Genomic DNA, 23479 nt, shown 5'->3' with positions numbered 1-23479 from the left:
CCGACGCAACGAAGCCAGCGCGTCCGCATCGCGGCGCGCAGCAGGCAGGGGACGACGAGGGGCCCGACCTCAGGTCGGGCCCCTCAGGTCGGCGCCACCGTCGAGCCCGGGTCGAGCGGGGTGGGCTCCGGGCCAGGGGCGGGATCAGCCACCGCCTCCACGGAGCCCGGTGAGCCCAGCACGTCACGCAGCCAGAACGCGACGTGGCCGGCGCCAGCCAGCGTGACGACGCCGATGACCAGGAAGATCAGTCGCCAGTCGACGATCGTGACGAGCAGGGCACCGAGCGCCAGGGAGGCCGCGCTGGGCACCGACATGACGACCTCCGCCGCCACGGACACCCGTGCCATCAGCCGCTGGGGCGTACGTCGTTGGAGGAGCGTCATGTAGGCGACGACGAGGATCGGCAGCGACACCCCGAAGAGCGTGATGCTGAGCAGCACCCACGCCACCGACGGCGAGAGGGCCATCGCGATCGCGCTGGTCCCGAGCAGCACCAGCCCGAGCACGCCGGCACCCACCTCGCCGAGGCGGCGTACGACTCGGGGCGAGGAGAGACCGCCGACGACCGCCCCGATCCCCTGCACCGACACGAGCACGCTGACGAAGGTCGCCTCCTTCCCGAAGTGGTCGGTGAGGGCGAAGATCGCGGACTCGCAGAAGCCGAGCACCAGCATCGTGAGGCCGAAGCCCACCAGCATGTGACCGAGGATCCGGTCGCCGACGAGGTGGCGCACGCCTCCGGTCAGCTGCACCCAGAACGAGCCGGACTCCCGCTCCGGCACCTCCTCCTCCACCGGGATCGAGGCGATGACCGCGGCCGCGACGAGGAACGACGCGACGTCGACCAGCGCCACCAGCCACCCGCCGGTCCAGGCGAAGAGCGCCGCGCCCAGCAACGGGCCGAAGAGCCGGTAGGACTCCTTGATCGTCTGGAGGCTGGAGTTGGCGTCGACCAGCAGCTCCTCGGGCATGAGCTCCTTGAGCAGCCCGTTGAGGCCGGCCGGCAGGACGACGAAGCTGACGCCGTAGAACATGGCGACGGTCCAGATGATCCAGACGTCGCCGGCGTCGCGGACCAGCAGCAGGGGCAGGACCGCGACGGCCGAGGCGATGTTGCCCCAGACCAGCAGCGGCTTGCGGCGTACGCGGTCGAGCCAGGCGCCGGCCAGCGGGGCGAAGATCGCGGGCAGGCACATGAAGAAGAACGTGAAGCCGGCCATCGCGCTCGACCCGGTCAGCGTCTTCACCCAGATGCTGAGGACGAGCAGCATGATCGAGTCGCCGAGCATCGAGGTGGACAGGCCGGCGAAGAGCCGTCTGAAACCGGGCTGGGCGAAGGCGGCCTTCATCGGGCGACCTCGACCGGCGCTCCCCAGGCGACGAGCTCGACCAGGCGCGAGCCCTCGGGACGCGCGGCCCGGTCGGTGATGCGGTCCTCGAAGCTCCGGATCAGCTCGGTGACGGCCGAGTTCACCTCGGTGAGCTCGTCCAGCGTCAACCAGCCCATCGTCTGGGTGACCGTCGCGGCCTCGCGCCAGTCCGGGTCCGTCGCGGCCAGCCTCTCGATCGAGTCGAGGAAACGGTCCACCCAGCGTTCCAGCATCACCCGACTCAAGGCGTCACCAGCCCGCCTCTCCTCCGGACCTGCGTCCTGGTCCCCCCAGCTCAGGCCGATCCGGCTGACCCGCCAGGGTCGCTGACGACCCACGCCACCCTCGGCCTCCTCGATGAAGTCGTGCTCGGCGAGCTTGCGCAGGTGCCACGAGCAGTTGGCGGGCGACTCGTCGAGGCGATCGGCCAGCTCGGTGGCGGTCAGTGGGCCCTCGAGCGTCAGCAGCTCCATGATCCCGAGACGGACGGGATGGGCGACGGCGGTCAGGGCGCGGGGGTCGCGGAGGTGGCGAGGCTCGGGCACGACGTCGAAACTACTCTTTCGAAAGGGTCCTTGCGATGGCGTTGCGTTCCGACGACGCAGCACACTCCGCGCACTCCCCGAAGATCGCGAGGTGGCCGACGTCGACGGTGAAGCCGTCCTCGCTCAGCGCCGCCACCAGTGGCCCGACGAGGGAGGGGTCGTAGGAACGTACGGCGTGGCAGCGGCGGCACACGACGTGCACGTGCTCGTGCTCCGTCGTCGAGTGGTAGGTAGGCGCGCGGTCGCTGAGGTGCGTGTGGCGCACCAGCCCGAGCTCCTCGAGCACCTCGAGGGTGCGGTAGACGGTGGACGCGTTGACCGAGCTCACCTGGCTCCGGACGTGGGCCAGCACGTCGTCGGGCGTCGCGTGGCCCAGCTCCTCGACCGCGCGCAGGATCAGCTGGCGCTGGGGCGTCAGGCGCAGCCCCTGCTCCCGCAGCCTGGCTGCGAGGTCGTCGCTCACGGGATGCTCATGGGGTGCTCATGCGCGTTGCAGGCGCGCCCAGGTGTGGGGCTGGAGCTCCTGCCCCATCGCCGCCATGTCGTAGGCGTAGAGCAGGTCGCCCTCCACGTTGCCGTACATCCGCGACCCCGCGGTGACCTCCTTGGCCGTCTCGGTGAAGGAGACGCCGGCGGTGTGCATCTCGAGCTTGCCGCCCTCGGCCGCGCCGTACCAGACCTCCGAGAAGCCGATGTTGTGCGAGAGGAGGAGCTCGACCTTGCCGGGCTCGGGGCACCGCAGGAACCCGGTCTCCATCGCAGCGTCGCGGACGAACTCGCCCTCCTCGTCCACGATCCACGCGCGTGACATGTAGTGGAAGAACGGGCGACCGTCGTGGGTGAAGATCAGTTCCTGGCCGAACTGGAAGGACTCGATCGTCGGGTAGGCACCATGGCCGTTGCCGCGCCACGTGCCGAGGAGCCAGGCGAGAGGGCCGCAGTTGGGGTGCAGGTTGTCCGGCAGCTCGAAGGGCATGGGGTCACTCTAGTGTTGGGCCATGGCTCGATCACTGGTCGTCAAGGTCACCTGCGGGGCCGAGGACGCGGAGCGCTGCAACCAGGGATTCACGGTGGCTGCGGCGGCTGCTGCTTCCGGCGCGGAGGTGTCGCTCTGGCTCACCGGCGAGGCCGCCTGGTTCGGCGTGCCGGGCCGTGCCGAGGAGTTCGACCTCGACCTCGCCACCCCGCTCGACCAGCTGATGGCGGCGGTCCTCACGACCGGCTCGGTGACGGTCTGCTCGCAGTGCGCGGCCCGCCGTGGGCTCGTCCAGGGAGACCTGCGCGACGGCGTCACCATCGCCGGCGCGGCGGTGTTCGCGGAGCAGGTCCTCGGCGAGGACGTACAGGCGCTCGTCTACTGAGCCGGCGTCCGAGATCAGTCATCCGCCGTTCATCTCGCGGTGCCACACTTGATCCATGTCGGACCCGGCCACCCTGACCAGCGCTGTGTCCCCCTCGGTCGAGGAGGGGCCGGTCACCGAGCCGTTCGGCCACCCGACCGACACGTTCGACGTCGAGCCGCCCTACGCGCCCGACGCCGCACAGATCGAGGCCGTGGAGAAGTTCGACGACCGCTTCATCGATCGTGAGATCTCCTGGGTCCGCTTCAACCAGCGTGTCCTCGAGCTCGCCGAGGACCCGCGGCTCCCGCTCCTCGAGCGGGCCCGCTTCCTGGCCATCTTCGCCAGCAACCTCGACGAGTTCTTCATGGTCCGGGTCGCCGGCCTCAAGCGCCGCATCGCGGCCGGCGTCGCCGTACGAGCCGCCAGCGGCCTGATGCCGCGCGAGCAGCTGGAGCAGCTGTGGGTCGGCTGCCGCGAGCTGATGCAGCGGCACGCACGGGCGCTGGCCGACCTGTTGCCCGCACTCGGCAGCCAGGGCATCGAGATCGTCCGCTGGGCCGAGCTGGACCGCGACGAGCAGAAGGTCTGCAAGAAGCTCTTCAAGGACCGCATCTTCCCGGTGCTCACCCCGCTGGCGGTCGACCCCGCACACCCGTTCCCCTACATCTCCGGGCTCTCGCTCAACCTCGCCGTCGTCGTGCGCCACCCCAAGACCGGCACCGAGCACTTCGCCCGGGTCAAGGTGCCGCCGACCTTCGGCCGCTTCGTCGGCCTGGGCAACCAGCGGTTCGTCCCGATCGAGGACGTCATCGGCGAGCACCTCAAGAAGCTCTTCCCCGGCATGGAGGTGCTGGGTGCCCACACCTTCCGGGTCACCCGCAACGAGGACCTCGAGGTGGAGGAGGACGACGCCGAGAACCTGCTGCAGGCGCTCGAGAAGGAGCTCCTCCGACGCCGGTTCGGCGCGCCGGTGCGCCTCGAGGTGGAGGAGTCGATCGACCCGAAGATCCTCGACCTGCTGGTCTCCGAGCTCGGCGTGGGCCGCGACGAGGTGGTCCCCCTCCCCGGCCCGCTCGACCTGACGGGGCTGCACTCCATCGCCGACCTGCCGCGCGACGACCTCAAGTACGCCGCGTTCCTGCCCTCGACGCACCCGAGCCTGGCGGAGGTCGAGTCGGCCTCCCCGGTCGACGTCTTCGACTCGGTGGCACGGCACGACGTGCTCCTGCACCACCCCTACGACTCGTTCGCCACCTCGGTCCAGCGCTTCCTCGAGCAGGCCGCCGCCGACCCGCACGTGCTCGCGATCAAGCAGACCCTCTACCGCACCTCTGGCGACAGCCCGATCATCGAGGCGCTCATCGACGCCGCCCAGGCCGGCAAGCAGGTGCTGGTGATCGTCGAGATCAAGGCGCGCTTCGACGAGCAGGCCAACATCCGCTGGGCGCGCAAGCTCGAGCACGCCGGCTGCCACGTCGTCTACGGCCTGGTCGGGCTCAAGACCCACTGCAAGCTCTCGATGGTCGTGCGCGACGAGCCCGAGGGCATCCGGCGCTACGTCCACCTCGGCACCGGCAACTACAACCCCAAGACGGCCCGCCTCTACGAGGACTTCGGCCTGCTGACCGCCGACCCCGAGGTCGGCGAGGACGTCGCCCTGCTGTTCAACAACCTGTCGGGCATCAGCCGCAACAAGACCTACGACCACCTGCTCGTCGCGCCCGACAACGTGCGCGACGGACTGGTCGCGCAGATCCACCAGGAGATCGCCCACCACGAGGCCGGCCGGGGCGCCGGCATCCGGATCAAGGCGAACTCGGTGGTCGACGAGGCCGTGATCGATGCCCTCTACCTCGCCTCGCAGGCCGGCGTCCGGGTGGAGCTGGTCATCCGCGGTATCTGCGCGCTGCGCCCCGGCGTACCCGGCCTGTCCGAGACGGTGCGGGTCCGATCCATCCTGGGCCGCTTCCTCGAGCACAGCCGAGTCTTCTGGTTCGACAACGGCGGCGAGCCCGCTGCGTGGATCGGCTCGGCCGACATGATGCACCGCAACCTGGACCGCCGCGTCGAGGTGCTCGTACGCCTGCGGGACCCGCACGTCGTCGACGAGGTGCGCCAGCTCCTGGACCTCGCCCTCGACGAGGACACGACCGGGTGGGACCTCTCCTCGGACGGTGTGTGGCACCTCCACTCCGGTACGCGCCACCTGCACGACGAGCTGATCGTGCGTCAGCGCCGTCGCCGCCGCTGACGTACGGTCCCTGCGTCGGGCGTCACACCGGCTCCTCGAAGCGGCCTCGCGGTTGCGCCCCTGAGCGGATCACCCCCTAGCATGATCCCGGTTCATCCGCCCCCCGTTCGGAGTTCACCGTGCGTTTGAAGTTCCGCCCTGTCGACAGCTCGTTCTACGACCTGTTCAGCGAAGCCGCCAACCACCTCGTCGTCGGGGCCCAGCTCCTGAGCGAGATGCTGGCCGAAGGCAATTCCAAGGCCGAGATCGCCCAGCGCATGCGCGAGGCCGAGCACGCCGCCGACGAGACCACGCACTCGATCATCCGGCGGGTGAACAGCACGTTCGTGACCCCGTTCGACCGCGAGGACATCTACTCCCTCGCGTCGGCGCTCGACGACGTGATGGACATGATGGACGAGGCCGTCGACCTCGTGCTCCTCTACGAGGTGACCTCGCTGCCCGCGGAGACGACCCAGCAGGTCGAGGTGCTCCAGCGCTGCGCCGAGCTGACGGCGGCCGCGATGCCGTCGCTGGAGTCGATGGCGTCCCTCGACGAGTACTGGATCGAGATCAACCGTCTCGAGAACACCGGCGACAAGTCCTACCGCCGCATCCTCGCCAACCTCTTCGGCGGCGACTACAAGGCGATGGAGGTGCTCAAGCTGAAGGACATCGTCGAAGCCCTGGAAGGGGCGATCGACGCCTTCGAGAAGGTCGCCAACATCGTGGAGCAGATCGCCGTCAAGGAGTCCTGACCCCGATGGAGATCGGCATCATCATTGCCGTGGTCGTCGTTGCCCTCGTCTTCGACTACACCAACGGCTTCCACGACGCGGCCAACGCGATCGCGACGTCCGTCTCGACGGGCGCCCTCAAGCCGCGCGTGGCCCTGGCCATGGCCGCTGTCATGAACTTCGTGGGCGCGTTCCTGGGCCAGAAGGTCGCCCACACCGTGTCCGACACGATCGACCCGGGAGCAGGCACTCACGGCCTGGTGATCGTGATGGCCGGCCTGCTCGGTGCGATCACCTGGAACCTCATCACCTGGTACTACGGACTGCCGTCCTCCTCCTCGCACGCCCTGATCGGCGGCCTCGTCGGGGCGGCGGTGGCTGCAGGCGCGACCGCCAACTGGGCCGTCGTGCTGGAGAAGGTCGTCATCCCGATGTTCGTCTCGCCCGTGGTGGCGTTCAGCCTCGGCTTCGGCCTGATGCTCGCCATCATGTGGCTCTTCCGAAACGCCAACCCCGGCCGCGCCAACCGCGGCTTCAAGATCGCACAGACGGTCTCCGCGGCGGCGATGGCGCTGGGCCACGGCCTCCAGGACGCCCAGAAGACGATGGGCGTGATCTTCCTGGCGCTCCTCACCGGTGGCTACGTCGCCGAGTCCGACGGCCTCCCGCTGTGGGTGATCTTCTCGGCCGCCGCCGCGATCTCGCTCGGCACCTGGTCGGGTGGGTGGCGCATCATGCGCACCCTGGGGCGGCGCATCATCCACCTCGACCCGCCCCGCGGCTTCGCGGCCGAGTCGGTGGCAGCCTCGGTCCTCTACACGACGTCGTACGTCTTCGAGGCGCCGATCTCGACCACCCACACCATCACCTCAGCGGTGATGGGCGTCGGCGCGACCAAGCGCCTCTCCGCCGTGCGCTGGGGCGTGGCGAAGTCGATCCTGACGGCCTGGGTGCTCACCTTCCCGGCCGCAGCCCTCGCCGCCGCGATCTGCTACTGGGTCGCCAGCATCTTCCTCCCCTGACCTCCTCACCCGGTCCGTCCCGCCGCTCGACAAGATCGTGCCCCTTTGAGGTATCTAGGGACTTTCCGGTCGTTGAACACGCGGATGTACCGACCGGAACGTCCCTAGATACCGACGAATGAGGCGAGCGCATCACCTCACGAGGCCGAGCGATATCAGCAACCTTGTGCGGTCGTACGCCGACAGCGCCCGCCGTTGCGTCACGGTGAACGTCGGCACCCACCAAGCCGGAGGTTCCGCGAGCCAACCCCTGGCCTCCGCCGGCCGCCTCCCGGCCCGGGCATATGCCTGCCGAAGACGTTGCAAGAACGGGCCGGTGTCGCTCAGGTCCCCCGCCATCATGGTCACGCCTTCGAGGCCCAAGGAGCGATAGGCCGCCTCCTTGACCACGTCACCACTCCTGACCTGGCCCGCAAGGTGCAACGCGCCGTCGTAGAGGCCGTAGACACCGGCGTCCACGTCGAACAGGTCTGGCGTACCGACGAACCGGCCGTGAGCGTCGTGGACGGGATGGTTGGTCAACGCTCTGGGAAATCCGCCCGACTGCCAGGCGAGCCGCATCAGCGACTCGATCGGTGACCACGCATTCTCGTCCAGGAGCGGCATCAGGTCGCGCACCCGCTGGACGCCTTGCCGGATCCAGAGCGCCTCATCGATGAAGGCGGCCAGCGCCGCTACCGACACAAGGTCGGCGTACGCCGCCATGTCGAACGCCACGACCGCATCCACGTCGTTGTGCGCCTTTCGCATTTCGAAAGCGACGCTCCACAAGGCACTGGTGACCCTGATACCCCGGCAACGACGCACCTCGCTGGGCGGCACCAGCTCTTGGCTGACGCTGACCGTCCGATTGGGTCGCTTCGAGTGCCGCGTGCCGAGGGCCAGCGTCACGGGTCGCAGCCGCTGTCCTCGGTCAGTTCCGTCGAACCACGTGGCACCCTGCCAGCGCAGAGATGCCCATCCGGTGACGCCGCCGTGAGCCGGGAGCTGTGCGGCAGCCTCGACGATGCGCTGGTCCGGCGTCGGCTCGACGTACGAGGGCACCCACAGGCCGCCGCCGGTCCGACGGTGCGCACCTGAGCGGGTCTGCCACGGCGTCGGACCGCCGTCGACACCCCTCCGGCACGGCCAGACCAGCCCCGGCTCGAGTCCCTCTCGAGGCCCCATCCCCCGCAGGGGCCAAGCTCCACACGTCCATTCGCCATCGCGCACACGGGCAGCGTGCACGGGTGCGCCACTGGAACTTCGGGGGACTCCCCAGGCAGGCCCCGCACCCAGGCGCCCGGGTGCCTGTGGACAAATCGTGGCCTGCCCCGCGCACGATGCCCTGGTCATCCACCCCGGCTCGTTGGGTATCTAGGGACGTTCTGGTCGGCGAAACCCCCGATCCACCTACCAGAACGTCCCTAGATACCCAACCAAGGAGCGGGTCACCAAGGCCCCCGATCCCGAAGCCACCCATCACCGGCCGCCGGCCGCGCGGAACCGTCAGCCGAAGCGACCGGAGATGTAGTCCTCGGTCCGCTTGTCGTGGGGGTTGGAGAAGATCGTCGAGGTGAGGTCGAACTCGACGAGCAGACCGGTGCGGTTGCCCGTGGTCTCGTCGGGGCGCGCGGTGAAGAACGCCGTACGGTCGGAGACCCGCGCCGCCTGCTGCATGTTGTGCGTCACGACGATGATCGTGTACTGGTTGCGCAGCTCGAGCATGAGGTCCTCGACGCGTGCCGTCGCGATCGGGTCGAGCGCCGAGCACGGCTCGTCCATCAAGATGACGTCGGGCTTGGTGGCGATCGTGCGGGCGATGCACAGGCGCTGCTGCTGACCGCCGGAGAGTCCGTACGCCGACTGCTTGAGCTTGTCCTTCACCTCGTCCCACAGCGCCGCGCCGCGCAGCGCCTCCTCGACCAGGTCGTCCATGTTGTCGACCTTCATGCCCGTCACCCGGGGGCCGTAGGCGATGTTGTCGTAGATCGACTTCGGGAACGGGTTCGGCTTCTGGAACACCATGCCGATGTGCGTGCGCACCGCGATCGGGTCGACGCCCTTCTGGTAGATGTCCTGGCCGTGGTAGAGCACCTCGCCCTCCACGCGAGCGCCGGTGACCAGGTCGTTCATCCGGTTGAGGCAGCGCAGCACGGTCGACTTGCCGCACCCCGACGGGCCGATCATCGCGGTGATCTCGTGGCGTCCGTAAGAGAGGTTGACGTCGTGGACGGCGTGGAAGTCGCCGTAGAAGACATTGAGGTCGCGGGCCTCCATGACGGGATTGACCGGGGACTCCGGCAGCCGGCGCTCGGCGTCGATGTGGACCTCGCTGAGCGAGCCCATCTGCGGGAACGTGTCGGAGGAAGTGGCTGAAGCCATGTCGAATGTCTCTTTCACCAGGATCGCTGGAACTTGTTGCGGATGAAGATGGCCAACGCGTTCATGCCGAGGATCATGACCAGCAGGACGATGATCGCGGCCGACGCCGCGTCCTGGAAGGCCTCCTGCGAGTTGGAGCTGAGCCCGTAGATCTGGATCGGGAGCGCCGTGATCGGGCTCATCAGGCCTTCGGGGTCGAAGCGCACCGAAGAGGCCAGGCCCAGCATGAGCAGCGGGGCGGCCTCGCCGATCGCTCGGGAGAGACCGAGGATCGTGCCGGTGGCGATGCCCGGCACCGCCGACGGCAGCACCTGACGCCACGTGGTCTGCCAGGTTGTCGCGCCCAGGGCCAACGACCCCTGGCGGATCTCCTCCGGCACGGCTCGCACGGCCTCACGCGTGGTGATGATGATGACCGGCAGGATGAGCAGGGCGAGCGCGATCGCGCCCCCGAGGACGATGCCCTTTCGTTCGATGCCGATCAGCGCCATCACCGCAACGGCGAGCAGGCCGTAGACGATGGACGGCACCGCGGCGAGGTTCTGCAGGTTGACCTCGATGATGCGGTTGTACCACCGACGGGAGTCGGCGAACTCCTCGAGGTAGACCGCTGCGGCGATGCCGAGCGGCACGGCCATCAGCGCCGTGAAAAGCATCAGCCAGAGGCTGCCCAGGATGCCGGCGCGGAAGCCGGTGCGCTCGGGGAACAGCGTGGAGTCGTAGCGCGTGACCAGGGCCGGGTCGAAGCGCCCCGCGCCGGCGATGGCGGTGTCCGCGATCAGCACCACGAGCACCATGACGCCGAAGAACAAGGAGAACCACAGGAGTCCGAGGAACACCAACGACCCCGTGCTGCGCTCACGACTCTTGCCCGTGGCGATGCGGACGGTGTCGCGGGCGGTGGTGGTGGCGACGCTCATCAGTAGGCCTGCCTGTAACGACGGACGAGTGCGATGCTGATCATGTTGATCACGAAGGTGATCGCGAACAGGGTCAGGCCCACGGCGAACAGCGTGTTGTACGAGGTCGATCCGACCGGGTTCTCCCCACCGGCTGTCGTGGCCATGAACCCGGTCATGGTCTGCATGCCCTCGAGGGGGTTGAGGCTGAGGTTGCGCTGCGACCCCGCCGCGAGCGTCACGATCATGGTCTCGCCCACGGCGCGGGACAGGCCCAGGACGATTGCCGCGGCGACCCCGGAGAGGGCGGCCGGCAGCACCACCCGCAGGGTCGTCTGCATGCGGTTGGCGCCCATCGCGAAGGAGCCCTGCCTCAACGACTGGGGAACGGCCGAGAACGCGTCCTCTGCCAGTGAGGCGATCGTCGGGATGATCATGACCCCCAGCACGAGGCCGGCGGCGAGCGCGTTCGTGAACCCGACTCCGAGGCCCAGGACGTCCTGCAGCAGCGTCGGGGTGACGAACATGACCGCGAAGAACCCGTAGACGACGGAGGGCACGCCGGCCAGCAGCTCGACGGTGGGCTTCAGGTACTTGCGGGCACGGCGCGAGGCGTACTCGGACAAGTACATCGCGGCGCCGAGCCCGAGCGGCACGGCGACCACCAGGGCGATGACGGTGGTGACCATCGTGGCGGTGATCAGGGGGAATACCGCGTAGCGCGTGCCCTCGTCGAAGGAGAAGAAGTCGCCGACGGGCACCTCGGCGAAGAAGTGGATGACGGGCTCGACCAGCGCGACGAGGATCCCGATCGTGATGGCGACGGAGAGCATCGCCGAGACGAAGAGGGCGGCCTTGATCGCGGACTCGACCGGTCGGGGCTTGCGCCCCAGGCTGATGGGAGCACCGGGCAGGCCCGCCCCGAGGGACGGGCCTGCGCCGGCATTGTTGTTGTGGCTCATGGGGGTGGCGTAGTGCTCCCGGTCAGGAGGAGAGGCCCTCGAGCGCCGACTGGGTCTCGGCGTACAGGTCCTCGCTCAGCGGGATGAACTTCGCGGCCTCGGCGATGGTCTCGAGGTTCTCGACGTAGAAGTCCACGTACTCCTGGGTGGCCGGGTTGTCGGCGTAGGAGGCGTTGCTCACGTAGATGAACAGCGGACGCGACAGGGGGGTGTACTCCCCGGCCTGGGCGGTCTCGGCGGAGGGCTCGACACAGCCGTTGCCGTCATCGATGGCCAGCGCCTTCAGGGAGTCCTGGTTCTCCTCGTAGTAGGTGTAGCCGAAGAAGCCGACCGCACCCTCCGTGCCGGAGATGCCCTGGACCAGCACGTTGTCGTCCTCGGAGGACTCCACGTCCTTGCGCAGCTCCTCGGACTCGTCCGCGACGACGTCGGCGGCCATGTAGTCGTAGGTGCCGGAGTCAGTGCCGGGGATGAAGAGGGAGATCTCCTGGTCGGGGAAGCTCGGGTCGAGCTCGCTCCAGTTCGTCACCTTCGACTGCGGGCCGAAGAGCTCGACGAGCTGCTCGGTGGTGAGGCAGTCGACGGCGAGGTCGGGGTGGACGGCCACGGTGAGCGCGTCGGTGGCGACCTGGAGCTCGGTGTACTCGACACCGCCCTCCTCGCACGCGGCGACCTCGTCCTCCTCGATCGGACGCGAGGCGTCGGAGATGTCGGTCTGGCCCTGGCAGAAGACCTCGAAGCCGCCACCGGTGCCCGCGGCACCGACCGTGACGCGCACGTCGGGGTTCTCCTCGGAGAGCAGCTCGGAGGCCGCCTTGGACATGGGCTCGACGGTGGAGGACCCGTCGACGGCCACCGTGCCGCTGGCACCGGAGCCACCATCCCCGGCGTCGGCACCGGCGTCGCCGCCCCCACAAGCGGCGAGGGTGAGGGCCAGGACGGCCGTGCAGGACGCGATCGCCCAGCGGTTCGAAGTGCGCTTCACTGCGTAACTCCTGAAAGTCTGATGTGTGCTGACATCAGGGAAGGTAGGCACGGCAGGAGAACGAGTACGGCGCCGTCGGTGAACGGGTGGTGAACTCGACCGGGCCGGTTGTCGTCGAGCACTGGGGCGTGAGACGACGATCACATGAACTCGGGCGGCGACGCTTGACGCGCCGGCCGGACCAGTCCTACAAGGGGCCGGTCACGGCTCCAGGACCTCCGCAGCGACGACCCGGCCCTTGCGGTGGTGGACCACCAGCATCCCGCCCGGCTCCAGCTTCACCTCGGGCACCTGCAACGCGTCCAGCACCGTCGGCAGCACTGGCCGGTGGGTGCACACGACCGTGCTCTCGCCGGCCTCGAGGAGCGTGTCGACGAGATCGACGACGCCCTCGACAGTGGCGTCCTCCTCGCTCAGCTCGTCGTAGAGCTTGGCCGGCCAGCCCGTCGTGTCGACGTACGGCGCCACCGTCTGCACGCAGCGAACGCTGGAGGAGGTGTGGACCGAGGTGACGTCGAAGGCCGCGAGCAGGGGCACGAGGCGCTGCGACTGCGCCTGTCCGAGCCGGATCAGCGGGCGCTCCCGGTCGTCCTTGCGCCACGCGTCACGCGATCGGGCCTTGGCGTGGCGCAGCACGACGAGGGCCCGGGTCTTGCGTCGCAGCGGCCGCGCCTCCGCCAGGGTCTCGCGGTCGTGCTCGTAGGTCAGGCGGTGGGTGGCGGCCGACCACTCCACCCACTCGACCGCATCGATCTCGTCGTTGGGCACGTAGCCGGTGACGTCGTCGCTGCCGACCACCTTCGCGGTCCAGTAGTCGACCCACTTCCAGCGGCCGGTCGACATCCGGTAGCGCTGCGGCGCCAGCGCCGGACCGAGCCGTACGTCGAGGCCGGTCTCCTCGGCCACCTCGCGGACCGCGGCGGTGACCGGGTGCTCGCCGGGGTCGAGCTTGCCCTTGGGGAAGGACCAGTCGTCGTACTTGGGACGGTGCACGAGCAGCACCTCGCCACCCTTGCGTGTCACCACGGCGCCGGCAGCGCGCACGTCGCGAGGCTCCATGGAAGTAGTCTCACACCCCTCACCGATCCGCGAGGAGCCAGTCCGTGTCGCGTCGTGCTGTCGTCGCCCTCGTGGCACTCGTCGCCGTGGTCGTCGGCGGACTGGTCGCGTGGCGCCTCGTCCCGCCTGAGACGGAGCTGTCCCGAGCCCTGTCGATGGCGCCGGCCGGGACGAGCCGGGTGTCGTGGACCGACTGGGAGGGCGTACGCCGCGAGCTCGGCGCCGACGTCGACAACGGCTCGTCGGCAGAGGACGTCGACGCCTTCATGGCCGACGCGTTCACCCGGGACCTGTCCGCGATGTCTGCCCTCGGCACCTCGGCCGAGGTGATGCACGAGGAGCTGGGCCTCTCTCCCGCCACCCTCACGTGGGAGGTGCTGGCGCAGGCGGGCGACGGTGCCGTCGAGATGCTGGGCGTCGACGAGGACCTGTCCTTCGACGACCTCGCCGACCGCCTGGTCGCACTGGGCTGGACGGAGCCCGACGAGTCGGACGGCGTCTGGGTGGGCGGGCCCGACGTGCTCTCCGGCGTCGGACCCGGGCTCACCCCTGAGCTCCAGCACTTCGTCCTCCTCGCGGATCGCCACGTCGTCCTCGCGTCCGACCAGGCGTCCTACCTCGAGCAGGTGCTGGAGGTGGTCGCCGGGGACGCCGACGCTGCCGACGCTCTCCGCGACCTCGCGGACGGGCTGGACGATCCGCTGGCCGCAGCGGTGTACGACGGCGCGTACGCCTGTGAGAGGCTCGCGATGTCCCAGTCCGACGACGACGCCCAGGCCGAGGCCGACCAGCTGGTGACAGCGGCCGGCGGGGTCCATCCGCTCACCGGGTTCGCGATGGGGCTGCGGGCCGGTGGCGACGTCCGGACAGTGATGCAGGTCGAGGACGCGGACGACGCGGATGACGACGCGGAGGCTCGCGCGCAGCTGGCAACGGGACCGGCTCCTGGCCAGGGCGGCGACTTCGGCGACCGGTTCGCGGTGGCGGGCGCGCGCTCGGACGGACGCGAGATCATCCTGGACCTTCGGCCGGAGGACGGGCAGTACGTCCTCTCGGACCTGACGAGCGGCCCGGTGCTCTTCGCGACCTGCTGAGCGCAGGCGGCAACCTCTGGATCGGCCCCCTCGATCGGACGAGCGGGTCAGGACTCCTCGCGCGGCTTGGGGACGACCCCCAGCAGCCGGTCGATCTCCTCCTGGGACAGGTGGTCCTCGGACTCGCTCGCGGCGATGATCAGGGTCGTGGTGAGCTCGACCTCACCGAGGAGGTCGCCGTCCTCGAGGGTCACGTCGAACTGGTCGTGCACGTCACCCTCCTCCCGCGTGGATCATCCGACTGTAGGTGCTTGGTCCAAGTGTCCCCGACGACCACGGCCGAGGAAATGACCCATTCGTGTCACTAGTCTGCCCCGCAACAGAATCTGGCCCCACCCCCGCGGAGGGAGTGGGGCCGGATCCTTGATCAGATCTGGACGAACAGGTCCAGCGTCAGCAGATCAGAGCGGACGGACGTTCTCCGCCTGCGGGCCCTTCGGGCCCTGGGTGACGTCGAACTCGACCTTCTGGTTCTCATCCAGCGACTTGTAGCCGTTGGACTGGATGGCCGAGTAGTGCACGAAGACGTCGTCGCCGCCGTCCTCCTGCGCAATGAAGCCGAAACCCTTCTCGGCGTTGAACCACTTCACGGTGCCTTGAGCCATGTGCTCGGTACTCCTGTTATCGGAACGAGAAGCCGTCACTTCGACGACTCCGCACCAAGTGCGGTGACACGTCGCTCCGACTCACAAGCTGGAGGGCCCGAAGAAGAAACGCCGTTGGATCACAAACTCCGCGGGCGTCGACCTGCTGGAACTTGCACCTGTTGCACCACGAACCTTACCAACAAATCGCCTGACGTCACCGTCCGCGCCCCAAGCGGGGATGAACTCTTCCCCAACGGGCCACCCGAGTCGCCTCACCGCAGTGCCTCGACGACCTCCGCGACCACGGCTGCGCTGGTCACGCTCCTGTCTCCGTGGTCGTAGCCGACCGCGCGGACAGCCCCCGAGGACGGCACGCGCCCCAACGCGCGGAGGTGCACCTCGCGCGCACCGGTCTCCGCCACGATGCGGGCCACGTTGTGAGTGCGGACGCCGCCGCCCACCGCGATGCGTACGTCCTCGCCACCTCGCCGCACCAGGTCGGCCAGCAGCGGCAGGTGGTCGACGGCCGGACCGTCGCCGCCGGAGGTCAGCACCCGGGTGACCCCGAGGTCGGCCAGCAGGCCAAGTGCGGATCGCTTGTCCGGCACGGAGTCGAAGGCCTTGTGGAAGCTGACGGGCGCGTCGCCGCACGCCGCCACGAGTCGTCGTGCGGCGTCGACGTCGACGCTGCCGTCCGCCGCGAGCGTGCCGATGACGAAGCCGACCGGCGCCGTCGGCGGCACCGTGGCCCGGACCGCCTCGATGTCGGCGGCCATCACGTCGACCTCCTGCGGGGAGTGGACGAAGTCACCACCGCGGGCCCGCACCAGCACCCGGACCTCGAGATCCGGCGCCTCCTCCACGCAATGGAGCACGAAGCCCAGGGTCGGTGTCGTCCCGCCCTCGGCGAGCCCGGCACACACCTCGAGCGCGTCGGCACCGCCCTCGGCGGCCGCTCGCGCGCCGCCGACGTCCTCGAGGCAGATCTCGACGAGCGTCCTCGCAGACGGGGTGCCGTTCATGGGGCCACGATATGCGGGATACTTCCCGCCTGGACGCGGGAGCCTCGTGCCGCGACTTCCCGTCCCGGGCCTCTAGCTCAATTGGTAGAGCAGCGGACTTTTAATCCGTTGGTTCAGGGTTCGAGCCCCTGGAGGCCTACCGAAACCTTGTACTGCTTCGCCTGAGGGGTGACAGCTGCGCCGGTTGAGTGGTGTCACTCCGCACTGGGCGGCCCACTCACCGCCGGGGCTACTGGATTCCCAGGGCGCCGTCGACCAGGTGATGAAGCTCCTCCATCGTGTCCCGCAGCGGGGCGATCGACTTCGCGGACTGGCAGAGCGCGATCGAGCCCTCGATCGCGGCGACGATGAACAGCGCGAGCCGGGGTGCGCGCTCGGGGTCGAGGCCGGCGTCCGCGAGGACCTCGGCCAGGCTCGTCTGCCACGACTCCAGGATCTCGGTCGCGACGTTGCGTAGGGCCTCGTCGTCGACGGTCGCCACCGCGAAGACCGGGCACCCGGTGACGAACTCGCTGTCCTCGAGCAGCGTGCGCCACTCGTCGCCGAAGGCGTCCAGCGCGGCGACGGGGCCCCGCTCGCGGCCGACCTCTAGCCGTCGTGTGACGGCGGCGCCGGTGGCGCGGATCGCCTCCTCGATCAGTTGCTGCCGACCTCCCGGGAAGTGGTGGTACGTCGATCCGATCGGCACCCCTGCTTCCCTGGCGAGGTCGCGCAGGCTCATCGCGCCGACGCCGCGGGTGCCGATCATCCGCGCGGCGCCGCGGATCATCCGGGTCCGGGTGTCGCCTGCCACAGGGGTCATCCTATTGCCTCGCCTATGACACTCGTCATAGGCTCCCCCGCCATGAACTATTACACTCGTCATAGTCCCCGGCAAGCCGTCATCGCGGACGATGGTCGCGAGCAACCGGTCACCACGTTCGATCCGGACGGCAAGCCGCGCGGAGTCGTGCTCGTCGTACCGGCCATGGCGACTCGCTCGTCCTTCTACACCCCCTTCGCCACGCACCTCGCGGAACGCGGCTGGCGCGCAGTGACCTTCGACTACCGCGGCATGCGGACGAGGGCTGAGATGAAGGTCGAGACCGCCGATGTGGATCGCTGGTTCGGCGACGTACGCGCGATCCTCGACGCAGTCGCCGACGACGCGGACGACCTGCCCGTGACCCTGGTGGGGCACAGCCTGGGCGGACAGCTGGTCCCGTTCATCGACCACACCCGGCTCGCGTCCGTCATCACCGTTGCGGCTGGCGACGGTCACTGGCGGCGCAACCAGCCCGGCGTGCGGTGGATCGCGCCGGTGCTCTGGTCCGTCGTCGCGCCGGTCGCGATACGCCTCGCTGGCTACTACCCGGGCGGACGCCTCAGGATCCTCGGCGACCTGCCCGGCAACGCGATGCGGCAGTGGGCGCGCTGGTGCCTGCACCCGGAGTACCTCCAGGTCGACCACCCCGAGGCGCCGTCACTCTTCGCGGAGGTGAAGGCGCCGATGATGTCGCTGTCGTTCACGGACGACGAGCTGATGAGCGCGGAGAGCACCAAGCACCTCCACGACTGGTACACCAACGCCGAAATGATCCGCCAGCGGTTCAGCCCCGAGCAGCTCGACGGCCGCCGGATGGGCCATCACGGGTTCTTCCGCGCGCAGAACGCCGACCTGTGGGACGAGCTCGTGGAGCCCTGGCTTGCGGGCTGACCGGGATCCGCGCCCCGACGTGGGCCGGCCGACGAGTGGGACCCCGTCGACGCACATCCGATGCCTCGGCTAGCCTGAACACCGTTCACCTGAACGCCGTTCAGTTCTCCCGCTCCTGAGCCCCCGCTCACCGATCCGCGAGGTTCCACCATGACCACACACCCCGAGGCCCACACCCGACGCGACATCCCCCTCGTCGCGATCTTCGCGGGGGTGGTCGCGGCACTGGGCGTCTTCCCGGCGATCAACGCGTTCGGCGGAGCAGTGCCGATCACCGCCCAGTCGTTGGGTGTCATGCTCGCCGGCGCGATCCTCGGTCCGCGGCGTGGCGCCCTGGCGTTGGTCGTGTTCCTCGCCCTGGTGGCGATCGGCCTGCCGCTCCTGGCGGGCGGTCGGGGTGGGCTGGGTGTCTTCGCGGGGCCGTCCGTCGGCTACCTGGTGGGGTTCCCCGTCGCCGCCTACGCCGTCGGCGCGTTGACGTACGCCTTCGGGGCTCCCTACCGCCTCGTCTGGGGCATCGTGGCGAGCGTGGTCGGCGGAGTGGTCGTCCTGCACGCGTTGGGCATCATCGGTCTGGTGCTCCGGGCCGACCTCAGCGTCAGGGACGCGATCGCCGCGGACCTGGTGTTCGTGCCCGGGGACGTGGTCAAGGCCGTCGTCTGCGCCCTCGTGGCCCAAGGGGTGCACGCCGCCTACCCCGGTCTGCTTCCCGAGCGTCGTGGCACGTCACCTCGTTCCGCGGCCGATGCCAGCGTCTGAGTTCATCGACGTCCTGGCGGCGCCCGACCCGCTGACGGTCCTCAACGCCGCGGCGCCGGGCGACCTGCTGGCGTTCCGCACGTCCGGGACGGGCGGACAGGCGCGGACCGTCCTGCGGACCAGCCGCTCGTGGACCGCGTCCTACCCCCACGTCTCCACCCTGCTCGAGATGACGGATGCCAGCAGGGTGTGGGTGCCAGGCCCCCTGACTGCCTCGATGAACCTCTTCGCCGCGGCCCACGCGTCCTGGACTGGGGCGGAGGTGGTGGCCGAGCCGTCGCACGCCACGCACGCGCACCTGACGCCCTGGCTGCTGCGCCGTCAGCTCTCCGACGACCCGGCAGCCCTCTCCGGACTCCATCTCGTGGTCGCCGGCGACCGTCTGTCGAGCTCGCTGCGCGACACCGCCGTGAGCACGGGTGCACGGGTGAGCCACTACTACGGCGCCGCCGAGCTCTCCTTCGTGGCCTGGGGAGAGCACGCGGGGTCGCTGCGACCGTTCCCGGGTGTCGAGGTGGCAGCCCGCGACGGCGAGCTGTGGGTCCGCTCGCCCTACGTGTGCGAGGGGTACGCCGAGCCGCGGCACGTGCTCCGTCGCGACGCGGAGGGTTGGCTGACCGTCGGGGACCGGGGGGACGTACAGCCTGACGAAGGCGGTCGCGTCACGGTCTTCGGGCGCTCCGGTGGTGTCACGACTGCGGGAGCCACGGTTCTGGAGGCCGACATCGAGCACGCCCTGCGTCAGGAGGCGTCGGGCGACGTGACGGTGGTCGGCGTCCCGCACCCGGATCTGGGACAGGTCGTCGCCGCCGTAGTCACGGACCCGGACGACGTGGCCCGTCTCCAGGAGGTCAGCCGACGCGTCCTGGCTCCCCAGCAGCGGCCGAGGCGTTGGTTCCACCTCCGTTCCTTGCCGCTGACGGGCAGCGGCAAGGTGGACAAGGCAGCCATCGTGCGGGTGGTGGCGCAGGAGGGTGTGGACCCATGAGAGCCGACGCTGCACCCGTGATCGTCGCCGCCGCGCGCACCCCGATCGGCACTGCCGGGCACGCGCTGAAGGACGTCACGGTGGACCAGCTGGCCGCGCCCGTCCTCGCCTCGCTGCTGCTCCGCGCCGGCGTGGCCGCGGCCGACGTGGACGAGGTGCTGCTCGGCAACTGCATGGGCCCAGGGGGCAACGTCGCCCGCGTGTCCGCTCTTGCTGCCGGACTCCCGCCCTCGACCCCGGCACTCACCGTCGACCGCCAGTGCGCGAGCGGGCTCGCCGCGATCGACCTCGCCGCCCAGCTCGTACGCAACCGGGCGGGGGTCGTCCTGGCCGGCGGCGCCGAGTCCGCGAGCACGGCGCCGTGGAGGTTCTGGCCCCCTGAGGCGGGCGGTGAACCGGTGAGGTACGAGCGCGCGCCCTTCGCTCCGGCCCCCGAGGACCTCGACATGGGCCTGGCCAACGACCTGCTGGCCGAGGAGGCAGGGGTGACTCGCGAGCGCCAGGACGCGTACGCCGCCCGCTCCCACTGGCTGGCCTCGTCCGCCAGGGAGGCGGGCCTGCTCGACCAGGAGATCGTCCCGGTGGGAGACGTCTCGCGGGACGAGCGACCACGTGCCGGCCTCACGCCGGCACGACTCTCGCGACTGCCCGCGGCCTTCCGGCCCGACGGGACCGTGACCGCGGGCAACGCGTGCGGCGTCAGCGACGGAGCCGCCGCCGTGGCCGTCGTCAGCGCCGAGGTGCACCGCCGGTTGGACGTCCCCGGTCTGCGCGTCCTGGCGAGTGCCACCACCGGCGTCGCCGCGTCTCGCCCGGGGCGGGGGTTGGTCCCCGCCGTACGACTCGCGCTCGAGCGAGCGGGGACGTCCCTGGAACAGCTCGACGCCATCGAGCTGAACGAAGCCTTCGCCGGGCAGGTGCTCGCGTGCTGCGACGAGCTGGGACTCGACCCCGACCGCGTGTGCACGCAGGGCGGCGCGCTGGCCCTGGGGCACCCCTGGGGAGCGTCGGGCGCCGTCCTCGTGGTGAGGCTCTTCTCCCAGCTGCTCGCGCGTGGCGAGGGCGCGGTCGGCCTGGCCGCGATCGCCGCGGGAGGCGGCCAGGGTGTGGCGATGGTGGTGGAGTCGTGCTGATCGACATCAGCGGCGTCTCCCACGTCTACGCCGGCCGGGAAGACCCGGCGCTGACCGACGTCGACGTCCGTCTCGACGAGCACCGCATCGGGGTCATCGGCGCTAACGGGTCAGGCAAGTCGACCTTCGCACGGCTGCTCAACGGCCTGGTCGTCCCCTCTCGTGGGAAGGTCCGTGTGGGCGAGTGGGACACCGCGCGCGACGGCCGCGAGGTGCGCAGGAAGGTGGGCTTCTGCTTCACCGATCCGGACTCCCAGATCGTGATGCCCACCGTGGCCGAGGACGTCGCCTTCGGCCTGCGCCGACGCGGTCTGCCCAAGGCCGAGTCCGCTGCTCGCGTCGACGAGGTGCTCCGTGCCTATGGCCTGGACGCGCATGCCGACCATGCGGCGCACCGGCTCTCGGGAGGTCAGAAGCAACTGCTGGCGCTGGCCTCCGTCCTCGCCACCGAGCCGGAGCTGCTCGTCATGGACGAGCCGACCACACTGCTCGACCTCCGAAACAGCCGGATGGTGGCCGAGACCGTGGCCGGCCTTCCCCAGCAGGTCGTCCTCGTGACCCACCACCTCGAGATGGTGGCCGACTTCGACCGCGTCCTGGTGTTCGACCGGACTCGGCTGGTGCACGACGGCTCGCCGGAGGAGTCGGTGAAGATCTACCGGGAGCTGATGGCGTGAACGGCGCACTAGGGCTCTACCGCGCCGGTACGTCGCCGCTGCACCGGCTGCCCGCGACCGCGAAGCTGACCGGGCTGGCCGTCGCCGGCGCCGGCTCGGTCCTCGTCGACACGCCGGCGCAGACTGCCGCGTTCGTCGCATCGGGTCTGGCGCTCTACCCCCTCGCCCGCGTGCCGGTGCGAGTCCTCGTCGACATGGTGCGGCCACTGGCGTGGGTGCTCGTCCCCCTTGCCGTCTTCCAGGTCGTGTTCATCGGCTGGGGCCGCACGGTCGTCCTCGTCGGAGTCATCCTCGCCCTGGTCCTCGTGGCCAACGTGGTCACCCTGACCACCCGCACGACGGACCTGATCGACGTGGTCGTCGCCCTCTGCCGACCGCTCCGTTTCATCGGCGTCGACCCGCTGCGGGTGGGCCTGGCGCTCAACCTCGCCATCCGATGCGTGCCGCTGATGGCGGACCTGGCCGGAGAGGTGCGTGACGCCCAGCGGGCCAGGGGTCTGGAGCTCAGTCCCCGCGCCTTCGTCGTACCGCTGCTGGTGCGGGCCCTGCACCGCGCCGACGACCTAGGCGATGCGCTCGCGGCCCGTGGGTTCGACGACTGAGCGGGACGGTCGCCGACGTGGGACCACCCTTCGGGGTGCGCTCCGCCGGCGACCGACAACCAGGACGACGCCGGCGGCGTCTCATTCGCGACGGCAACAGCCACCATGGTCGGAGCGCGTCGTCGCGCTCGGCACGAACGAAGGTCACACATGTCTGCTCGAAGGGTCATCGCGTGCTGCACGCTCGCGTTGCTCGTGCCCGCGTCGCTGCTCGGGCGGCCGGGACCAGGATCGGCCACCGAGCCGGGCACCCCGCCGGCGAGCGTCTCGGTGCTCGTCACCGCCGACCAGCGGGTCAAGCTGGAGGCGCTGCCCCAGATCGTCCAGCACGGCAGAGAGGTCGCCAGCCCCGACTCGGCCAGGGCCGCCATCACCGCCACGCTGCGGCCGGTGCGGGTGGGTCGCAAGGTCCAGCTCCAGGTCCAGCACGGGGAGACCTGGGCGGCCGTCGCCACGGTCAGGCAGGACGGGCGGGGCCGAGCCCAGTTCGCCGCGACCGCGGCGGTGGACGGCCGTCCCCTGACCTTCCGGGTGAGGGCGATGGCGTCGGACGGTCTCCGGGCGCTCACGAGCGGCCCCGTCAGCACCGCGCGCTGGCTCGACGCGACCTGGACCGACGAGTTCTCCGGCTCCGGGCTCGACTCCGTGTGGAGCCACCGCGGCCGGGACTACGTGGCCACGAGTCGTCGCTCGTGCTCCAAGGGCGACCCCAGCGCGGTCCGGGTCGGTGGGGGTGCGGTGCGCCTCAGCGTCGTCAAGGACCCCAACGCCACGACCAAGTGCCGGATCCGCGGTCGCGACGCGGTCTCCGGGAAGTTCGCCTACCGCCTCAACGGCCACATCGGCACGGAGGGTGCGTACTCCTTCCGGTACGGCGTCGCGGCGGCGCGTGTGAAGTTCCACCGGTTGCGCGGCCAGCACGGAGCGTTCTGGCTGCAACCGGTGGGAGGGCTGTACCCGGGCATCGGCAGCGAGATCGACGTCGTCGAGTACTTCGGCAACCACCATCCCCAAGGCGGCCTGGCGACCTTCATGCACCGCTACGACGGCAGGCGCAGGGTCACGTCGGGCGGGTGGGTCCCGAACGCCGAGTCCTTCCTCGCGAGCAGCCGCGACGGCTGGTCGAAGAACTACCACGTCTTCTCGGTCGAGTGGACGCCGCGCACGATGGTCTTCCGTATCGACGGCAAGGAGACCGCCCGGATGAGTCGCGGCATCTCCGCCGTCCGGCAGTTCCCCATCCTGAGCCTGATCGCCGCGGACTACGAGATCCCGAAGATCAAGACGCGCCGGCTCCCCCAGCACATGTACGTGGACTGGATCCGTGTGTGGGAGACCGCTCCCGAGGCGCCCGACCCCGGGCAGTCGCTCGGGTGAGGGCACAGCGACGCTGACGCGCCTC

The 23479-nt window shown here is 70.0% G+C and carries 26 protein-coding genes and 1 tRNA gene; 13 read left to right on the top strand and 14 right to left on the bottom strand.

Annotated features, from left to right (window positions below; translation table 11 throughout):
* Positions 1 to 83 precede the first annotated feature (83 nt).
* The 4 genes from J3P44_RS00765 to J3P44_RS00750 are packed head-to-tail and all read right to left on the bottom strand — an operon-like array spanning position 84 to position 2894.
* A complete protein-coding gene (locus tag J3P44_RS00765) occupies positions 84 to 1352 on the bottom strand; it encodes an MFS transporter (RefSeq protein ID WP_255888318.1) in 1269 nt (422 codons plus the stop codon).
* Positions 1349 to 1918, bottom strand: coding sequence for a winged helix-turn-helix domain-containing protein (locus J3P44_RS00760; RefSeq protein ID WP_255888317.1), 570 nt, complete (start codon positions 1916 to 1918; stop codon positions 1349 to 1351). Before J3P44_RS00760 ends, J3P44_RS00765 begins: the two co-directional genes overlap by 4 nt.
* 10 nt (positions 1919 to 1928) lie before the next feature.
* Positions 1929 to 2381, bottom strand: a complete 453-nt coding sequence (locus tag J3P44_RS00755; protein WP_255888316.1) for a Fur family transcriptional regulator — start codon at positions 2379 to 2381, stop codon at positions 1929 to 1931.
* Between the two features lie 18 nt (positions 2382 to 2399).
* Positions 2400 to 2894: a heme-binding beta-barrel domain-containing protein gene (locus J3P44_RS00750; protein WP_255888315.1), complete on the bottom strand. Its 495-nt coding sequence runs from the start codon at positions 2892 to 2894 to the stop codon at positions 2400 to 2402.
* A gap of 22 nt (positions 2895 to 2916) precedes the next feature.
* Between J3P44_RS00750 and J3P44_RS00745 the strand changes: the two genes are divergently transcribed.
* From J3P44_RS00745 to J3P44_RS00730, 4 genes are all read left to right on the top strand, one after another.
* Positions 2917 to 3279, top strand: a complete 363-nt coding sequence (locus J3P44_RS00745) for a DsrE family protein (protein WP_255888314.1) — start codon at positions 2917 to 2919, stop codon at positions 3277 to 3279.
* A gap of 55 nt (positions 3280 to 3334) precedes the next feature.
* Positions 3335 to 5512: an RNA degradosome polyphosphate kinase gene (locus tag J3P44_RS00740; RefSeq protein ID WP_255888313.1), complete on the top strand. Its 2178-nt coding sequence runs from the start codon at positions 3335 to 3337 to the stop codon at positions 5510 to 5512.
* A 119-nt stretch (positions 5513 to 5631) separates the two neighbouring features.
* A complete protein-coding gene (locus tag J3P44_RS00735; protein ID WP_255888312.1) occupies positions 5632 to 6249 on the top strand; it encodes a DUF47 domain-containing protein in 618 nt (205 codons plus the stop codon).
* A gap of 5 nt (positions 6250 to 6254) precedes the next feature.
* The gene (locus tag J3P44_RS00730; protein ID WP_255888311.1) at positions 6255 to 7250 is read left to right on the top strand and encodes an inorganic phosphate transporter; all 996 of its coding nucleotides are present in this window, start codon (positions 6255 to 6257) and stop codon (positions 7248 to 7250) included.
* 132 nt (positions 7251 to 7382) lie between these two features.
* Here the strand turns inward: J3P44_RS00730 and J3P44_RS00725 are convergent, their stop codons facing one another.
* The 6 genes from J3P44_RS00725 to J3P44_RS00700 all read right to left on the bottom strand — a co-directional run bounded on the left by J3P44_RS00725 (position 7383) and on the right by J3P44_RS00700 (position 13519).
* Positions 7383 to 8141 (bottom strand): hypothetical protein, encoded by a 759-nt coding sequence (locus tag J3P44_RS00725; RefSeq protein ID WP_255888310.1) that lies wholly within the window; start codon positions 8139 to 8141, stop codon positions 7383 to 7385.
* A gap of 597 nt (positions 8142 to 8738) precedes the next feature.
* On the bottom strand, positions 8739 to 9509 hold the full coding sequence (pstB, locus tag J3P44_RS00720; RefSeq protein WP_255889146.1) for a phosphate ABC transporter ATP-binding protein PstB: 771 nt from the start codon (positions 9507 to 9509) through the stop codon (positions 8739 to 8741).
* Between the two features lie 119 nt (positions 9510 to 9628).
* Positions 9629 to 10534, bottom strand: coding sequence for a phosphate ABC transporter permease PstA (gene pstA, locus J3P44_RS00715; protein WP_255888309.1), 906 nt, complete (start codon positions 10532 to 10534; stop codon positions 9629 to 9631).
* On the bottom strand, positions 10534 to 11475 hold the full coding sequence (pstC, locus tag J3P44_RS00710; RefSeq protein WP_255888308.1) for a phosphate ABC transporter permease subunit PstC: 942 nt from the start codon (positions 11473 to 11475) through the stop codon (positions 10534 to 10536). The genes pstA and pstC overlap by 1 nt, the downstream gene beginning before the upstream one ends.
* 22 nt (positions 11476 to 11497) lie before the next feature.
* Entirely contained in the window at positions 11498 to 12460 is a 963-nt protein-coding gene (locus J3P44_RS00705) for a PstS family phosphate ABC transporter substrate-binding protein (protein WP_255888307.1), read from the bottom strand.
* Positions 12461 to 12661: 201 nt separating this feature from the next.
* Positions 12662 to 13519 carry an NUDIX hydrolase gene (locus tag J3P44_RS00700; RefSeq protein WP_255888306.1) on the bottom strand — a complete coding sequence of 286 codons (858 nt, stop codon included), beginning with the start codon at positions 13517 to 13519 and terminating at the stop codon, positions 12662 to 12664.
* Positions 13520 to 13563: 44 nt separating this feature from the next.
* On the opposite strand from J3P44_RS00700, the gene J3P44_RS00695 reads away from it, so the two are divergent.
* Positions 13564 to 14613 carry a hypothetical protein gene (locus J3P44_RS00695; RefSeq protein ID WP_255888305.1) on the top strand — a complete coding sequence of 350 codons (1050 nt, stop codon included), beginning with the start codon at positions 13564 to 13566 and terminating at the stop codon, positions 14611 to 14613.
* A gap of 47 nt (positions 14614 to 14660) precedes the next feature.
* Here J3P44_RS00695 and J3P44_RS00690 read toward each other — a convergent pair whose 3' ends face one another.
* The 3 genes from J3P44_RS00690 to J3P44_RS00680 form a co-directional block, all read right to left on the bottom strand.
* Positions 14661 to 14825 (bottom strand): hypothetical protein, encoded by a 165-nt coding sequence (locus tag J3P44_RS00690; RefSeq protein ID WP_255888304.1) that lies wholly within the window; start codon positions 14823 to 14825, stop codon positions 14661 to 14663.
* 189 nt (positions 14826 to 15014) lie between these two features.
* Positions 15015 to 15218 carry a cold-shock protein gene (locus J3P44_RS00685; RefSeq protein ID WP_056598399.1) on the bottom strand — a complete coding sequence of 68 codons (204 nt, stop codon included), beginning with the start codon at positions 15216 to 15218 and terminating at the stop codon, positions 15015 to 15017.
* Between the two features lie 254 nt (positions 15219 to 15472).
* Entirely contained in the window at positions 15473 to 16222 is a 750-nt protein-coding gene (locus tag J3P44_RS00680) for a copper homeostasis protein CutC (RefSeq protein ID WP_255888303.1), read from the bottom strand.
* 66 nt (positions 16223 to 16288) lie between these two features.
* Here J3P44_RS00680 and J3P44_RS00675 point away from each other — a divergent pair.
* Positions 16289 to 16361, top strand: a tRNA-Lys gene (locus J3P44_RS00675).
* Positions 16362 to 16451: 90 nt separating this feature from the next.
* Here the strand turns inward: J3P44_RS00675 and J3P44_RS00670 are convergent.
* A complete protein-coding gene (locus J3P44_RS00670) occupies positions 16452 to 17015 on the bottom strand; it encodes a TetR/AcrR family transcriptional regulator (RefSeq protein WP_255888302.1) in 564 nt (187 codons plus the stop codon).
* A gap of 51 nt (positions 17016 to 17066) precedes the next feature.
* On the opposite strand from J3P44_RS00670, the gene J3P44_RS00665 reads away from it, so the two are divergent.
* The 7 genes from J3P44_RS00665 (at position 17067) to J3P44_RS00635 (ending at position 23454) form a co-directional block, all read left to right on the top strand.
* A complete protein-coding gene (locus J3P44_RS00665; RefSeq protein WP_255888301.1) occupies positions 17067 to 17918 on the top strand; it encodes an alpha/beta hydrolase family protein in 852 nt (283 codons plus the stop codon).
* A 150-nt stretch (positions 17919 to 18068) separates the two neighbouring features.
* Positions 18069 to 18677, top strand: a complete 609-nt coding sequence (locus J3P44_RS00660; protein ID WP_255888300.1) for a biotin transporter BioY — start codon at positions 18069 to 18071, stop codon at positions 18675 to 18677.
* Positions 18664 to 19665: an AMP-binding enzyme gene (locus J3P44_RS00655; RefSeq protein WP_255888299.1), complete on the top strand. Its 1002-nt coding sequence runs from the start codon at positions 18664 to 18666 to the stop codon at positions 19663 to 19665. Before J3P44_RS00660 ends, J3P44_RS00655 begins: the two co-directional genes overlap by 14 nt.
* Positions 19662 to 20798 carry a thiolase family protein gene (locus tag J3P44_RS00650; RefSeq protein ID WP_255888298.1) on the top strand — a complete coding sequence of 379 codons (1137 nt, stop codon included), beginning with the start codon at positions 19662 to 19664 and terminating at the stop codon, positions 20796 to 20798. The genes J3P44_RS00655 and J3P44_RS00650 overlap by 4 nt, the downstream gene beginning before the upstream one ends.
* Positions 20792 to 21475, top strand: coding sequence for an energy-coupling factor ABC transporter ATP-binding protein (locus J3P44_RS00645; RefSeq protein WP_308212203.1), 684 nt, complete (start codon positions 20792 to 20794; stop codon positions 21473 to 21475). The genes J3P44_RS00650 and J3P44_RS00645 overlap by 7 nt, the downstream gene beginning before the upstream one ends.
* Entirely contained in the window at positions 21472 to 22077 is a 606-nt protein-coding gene (locus J3P44_RS00640) for an energy-coupling factor transporter transmembrane component T family protein (protein ID WP_255888297.1), read from the top strand. Before J3P44_RS00645 ends, J3P44_RS00640 begins: the two co-directional genes overlap by 4 nt.
* A 150-nt stretch (positions 22078 to 22227) precedes the next feature.
* Positions 22228 to 23454 carry a glycoside hydrolase family 16 protein gene (locus J3P44_RS00635; protein WP_255888296.1) on the top strand — a complete coding sequence of 409 codons (1227 nt, stop codon included), beginning with the start codon at positions 22228 to 22230 and terminating at the stop codon, positions 23452 to 23454.
* Positions 23455 to 23479: the final 25 nt, after the last annotated feature.

The organism is Nocardioides astragali (assembly GCF_024436375.1).
GTDB lineage: Bacteria > Actinomycetota > Actinomycetes > Propionibacteriales > Nocardioidaceae > Nocardioides > Nocardioides astragali.
The sequence above is the reverse complement of the archived record's forward strand: the minus strand, read 5'-3'. Positions and strand labels throughout refer to the sequence as shown.

Coding starts and splice junctions, on each gene's coding strand:
- J3P44_RS00665 (WP_255888301.1), top strand. CDS start 17,067: ATGAACTATTACACTCGTCATAGTCCCCGGCAAGCCGTCATCGCGGAC.
- pstC (WP_255888308.1), bottom strand. CDS start 11,475: ATGAGCCACAACAACAATGCCGGCGCAGGCCCGTCCCTCGGGGCGGGC.
- J3P44_RS00660 (WP_255888300.1), top strand. CDS start 18,069: ATGACCACACACCCCGAGGCCCACACCCGACGCGACATCCCCCTCGTC.
- J3P44_RS00680 (WP_255888303.1), bottom strand. CDS start 16,222: ATGAACGGCACCCCGTCTGCGAGGACGCTCGTCGAGATCTGCCTCGAG.
- J3P44_RS00745 (WP_255888314.1), top strand. CDS start 2,917: ATGGCTCGATCACTGGTCGTCAAGGTCACCTGCGGGGCCGAGGACGCG.
- J3P44_RS00700 (WP_255888306.1), bottom strand. CDS start 13,519: ATGGAGCCTCGCGACGTGCGCGCTGCCGGCGCCGTGGTGACACGCAAG.
- J3P44_RS00765 (WP_255888318.1), bottom strand. CDS start 1,352: ATGAAGGCCGCCTTCGCCCAGCCCGGTTTCAGACGGCTCTTCGCCGGC.
- J3P44_RS00635 (WP_255888296.1), top strand. CDS start 22,228: ATGTCTGCTCGAAGGGTCATCGCGTGCTGCACGCTCGCGTTGCTCGTG.
- J3P44_RS00740 (WP_255888313.1), top strand. CDS start 3,335: ATGTCGGACCCGGCCACCCTGACCAGCGCTGTGTCCCCCTCGGTCGAG.
- J3P44_RS00730 (WP_255888311.1), top strand. CDS start 6,255: ATGGAGATCGGCATCATCATTGCCGTGGTCGTCGTTGCCCTCGTCTTC.
- J3P44_RS00750 (WP_255888315.1), bottom strand. CDS start 2,894: ATGCCCTTCGAGCTGCCGGACAACCTGCACCCCAACTGCGGCCCTCTC.
- pstA (WP_255888309.1), bottom strand. CDS start 10,534: ATGAGCGTCGCCACCACCACCGCCCGCGACACCGTCCGCATCGCCACG.
- J3P44_RS00655 (WP_255888299.1), top strand. CDS start 18,664: ATGCCAGCGTCTGAGTTCATCGACGTCCTGGCGGCGCCCGACCCGCTG.
- J3P44_RS00650 (WP_255888298.1), top strand. CDS start 19,662: ATGAGAGCCGACGCTGCACCCGTGATCGTCGCCGCCGCGCGCACCCCG.
- J3P44_RS00685 (WP_056598399.1), bottom strand. CDS start 15,218: ATGGCTCAAGGCACCGTGAAGTGGTTCAACGCCGAGAAGGGTTTCGGC.
- pstB (WP_255889146.1), bottom strand. CDS start 9,509: ATGGAGGCCCGCGACCTCAATGTCTTCTACGGCGACTTCCACGCCGTC.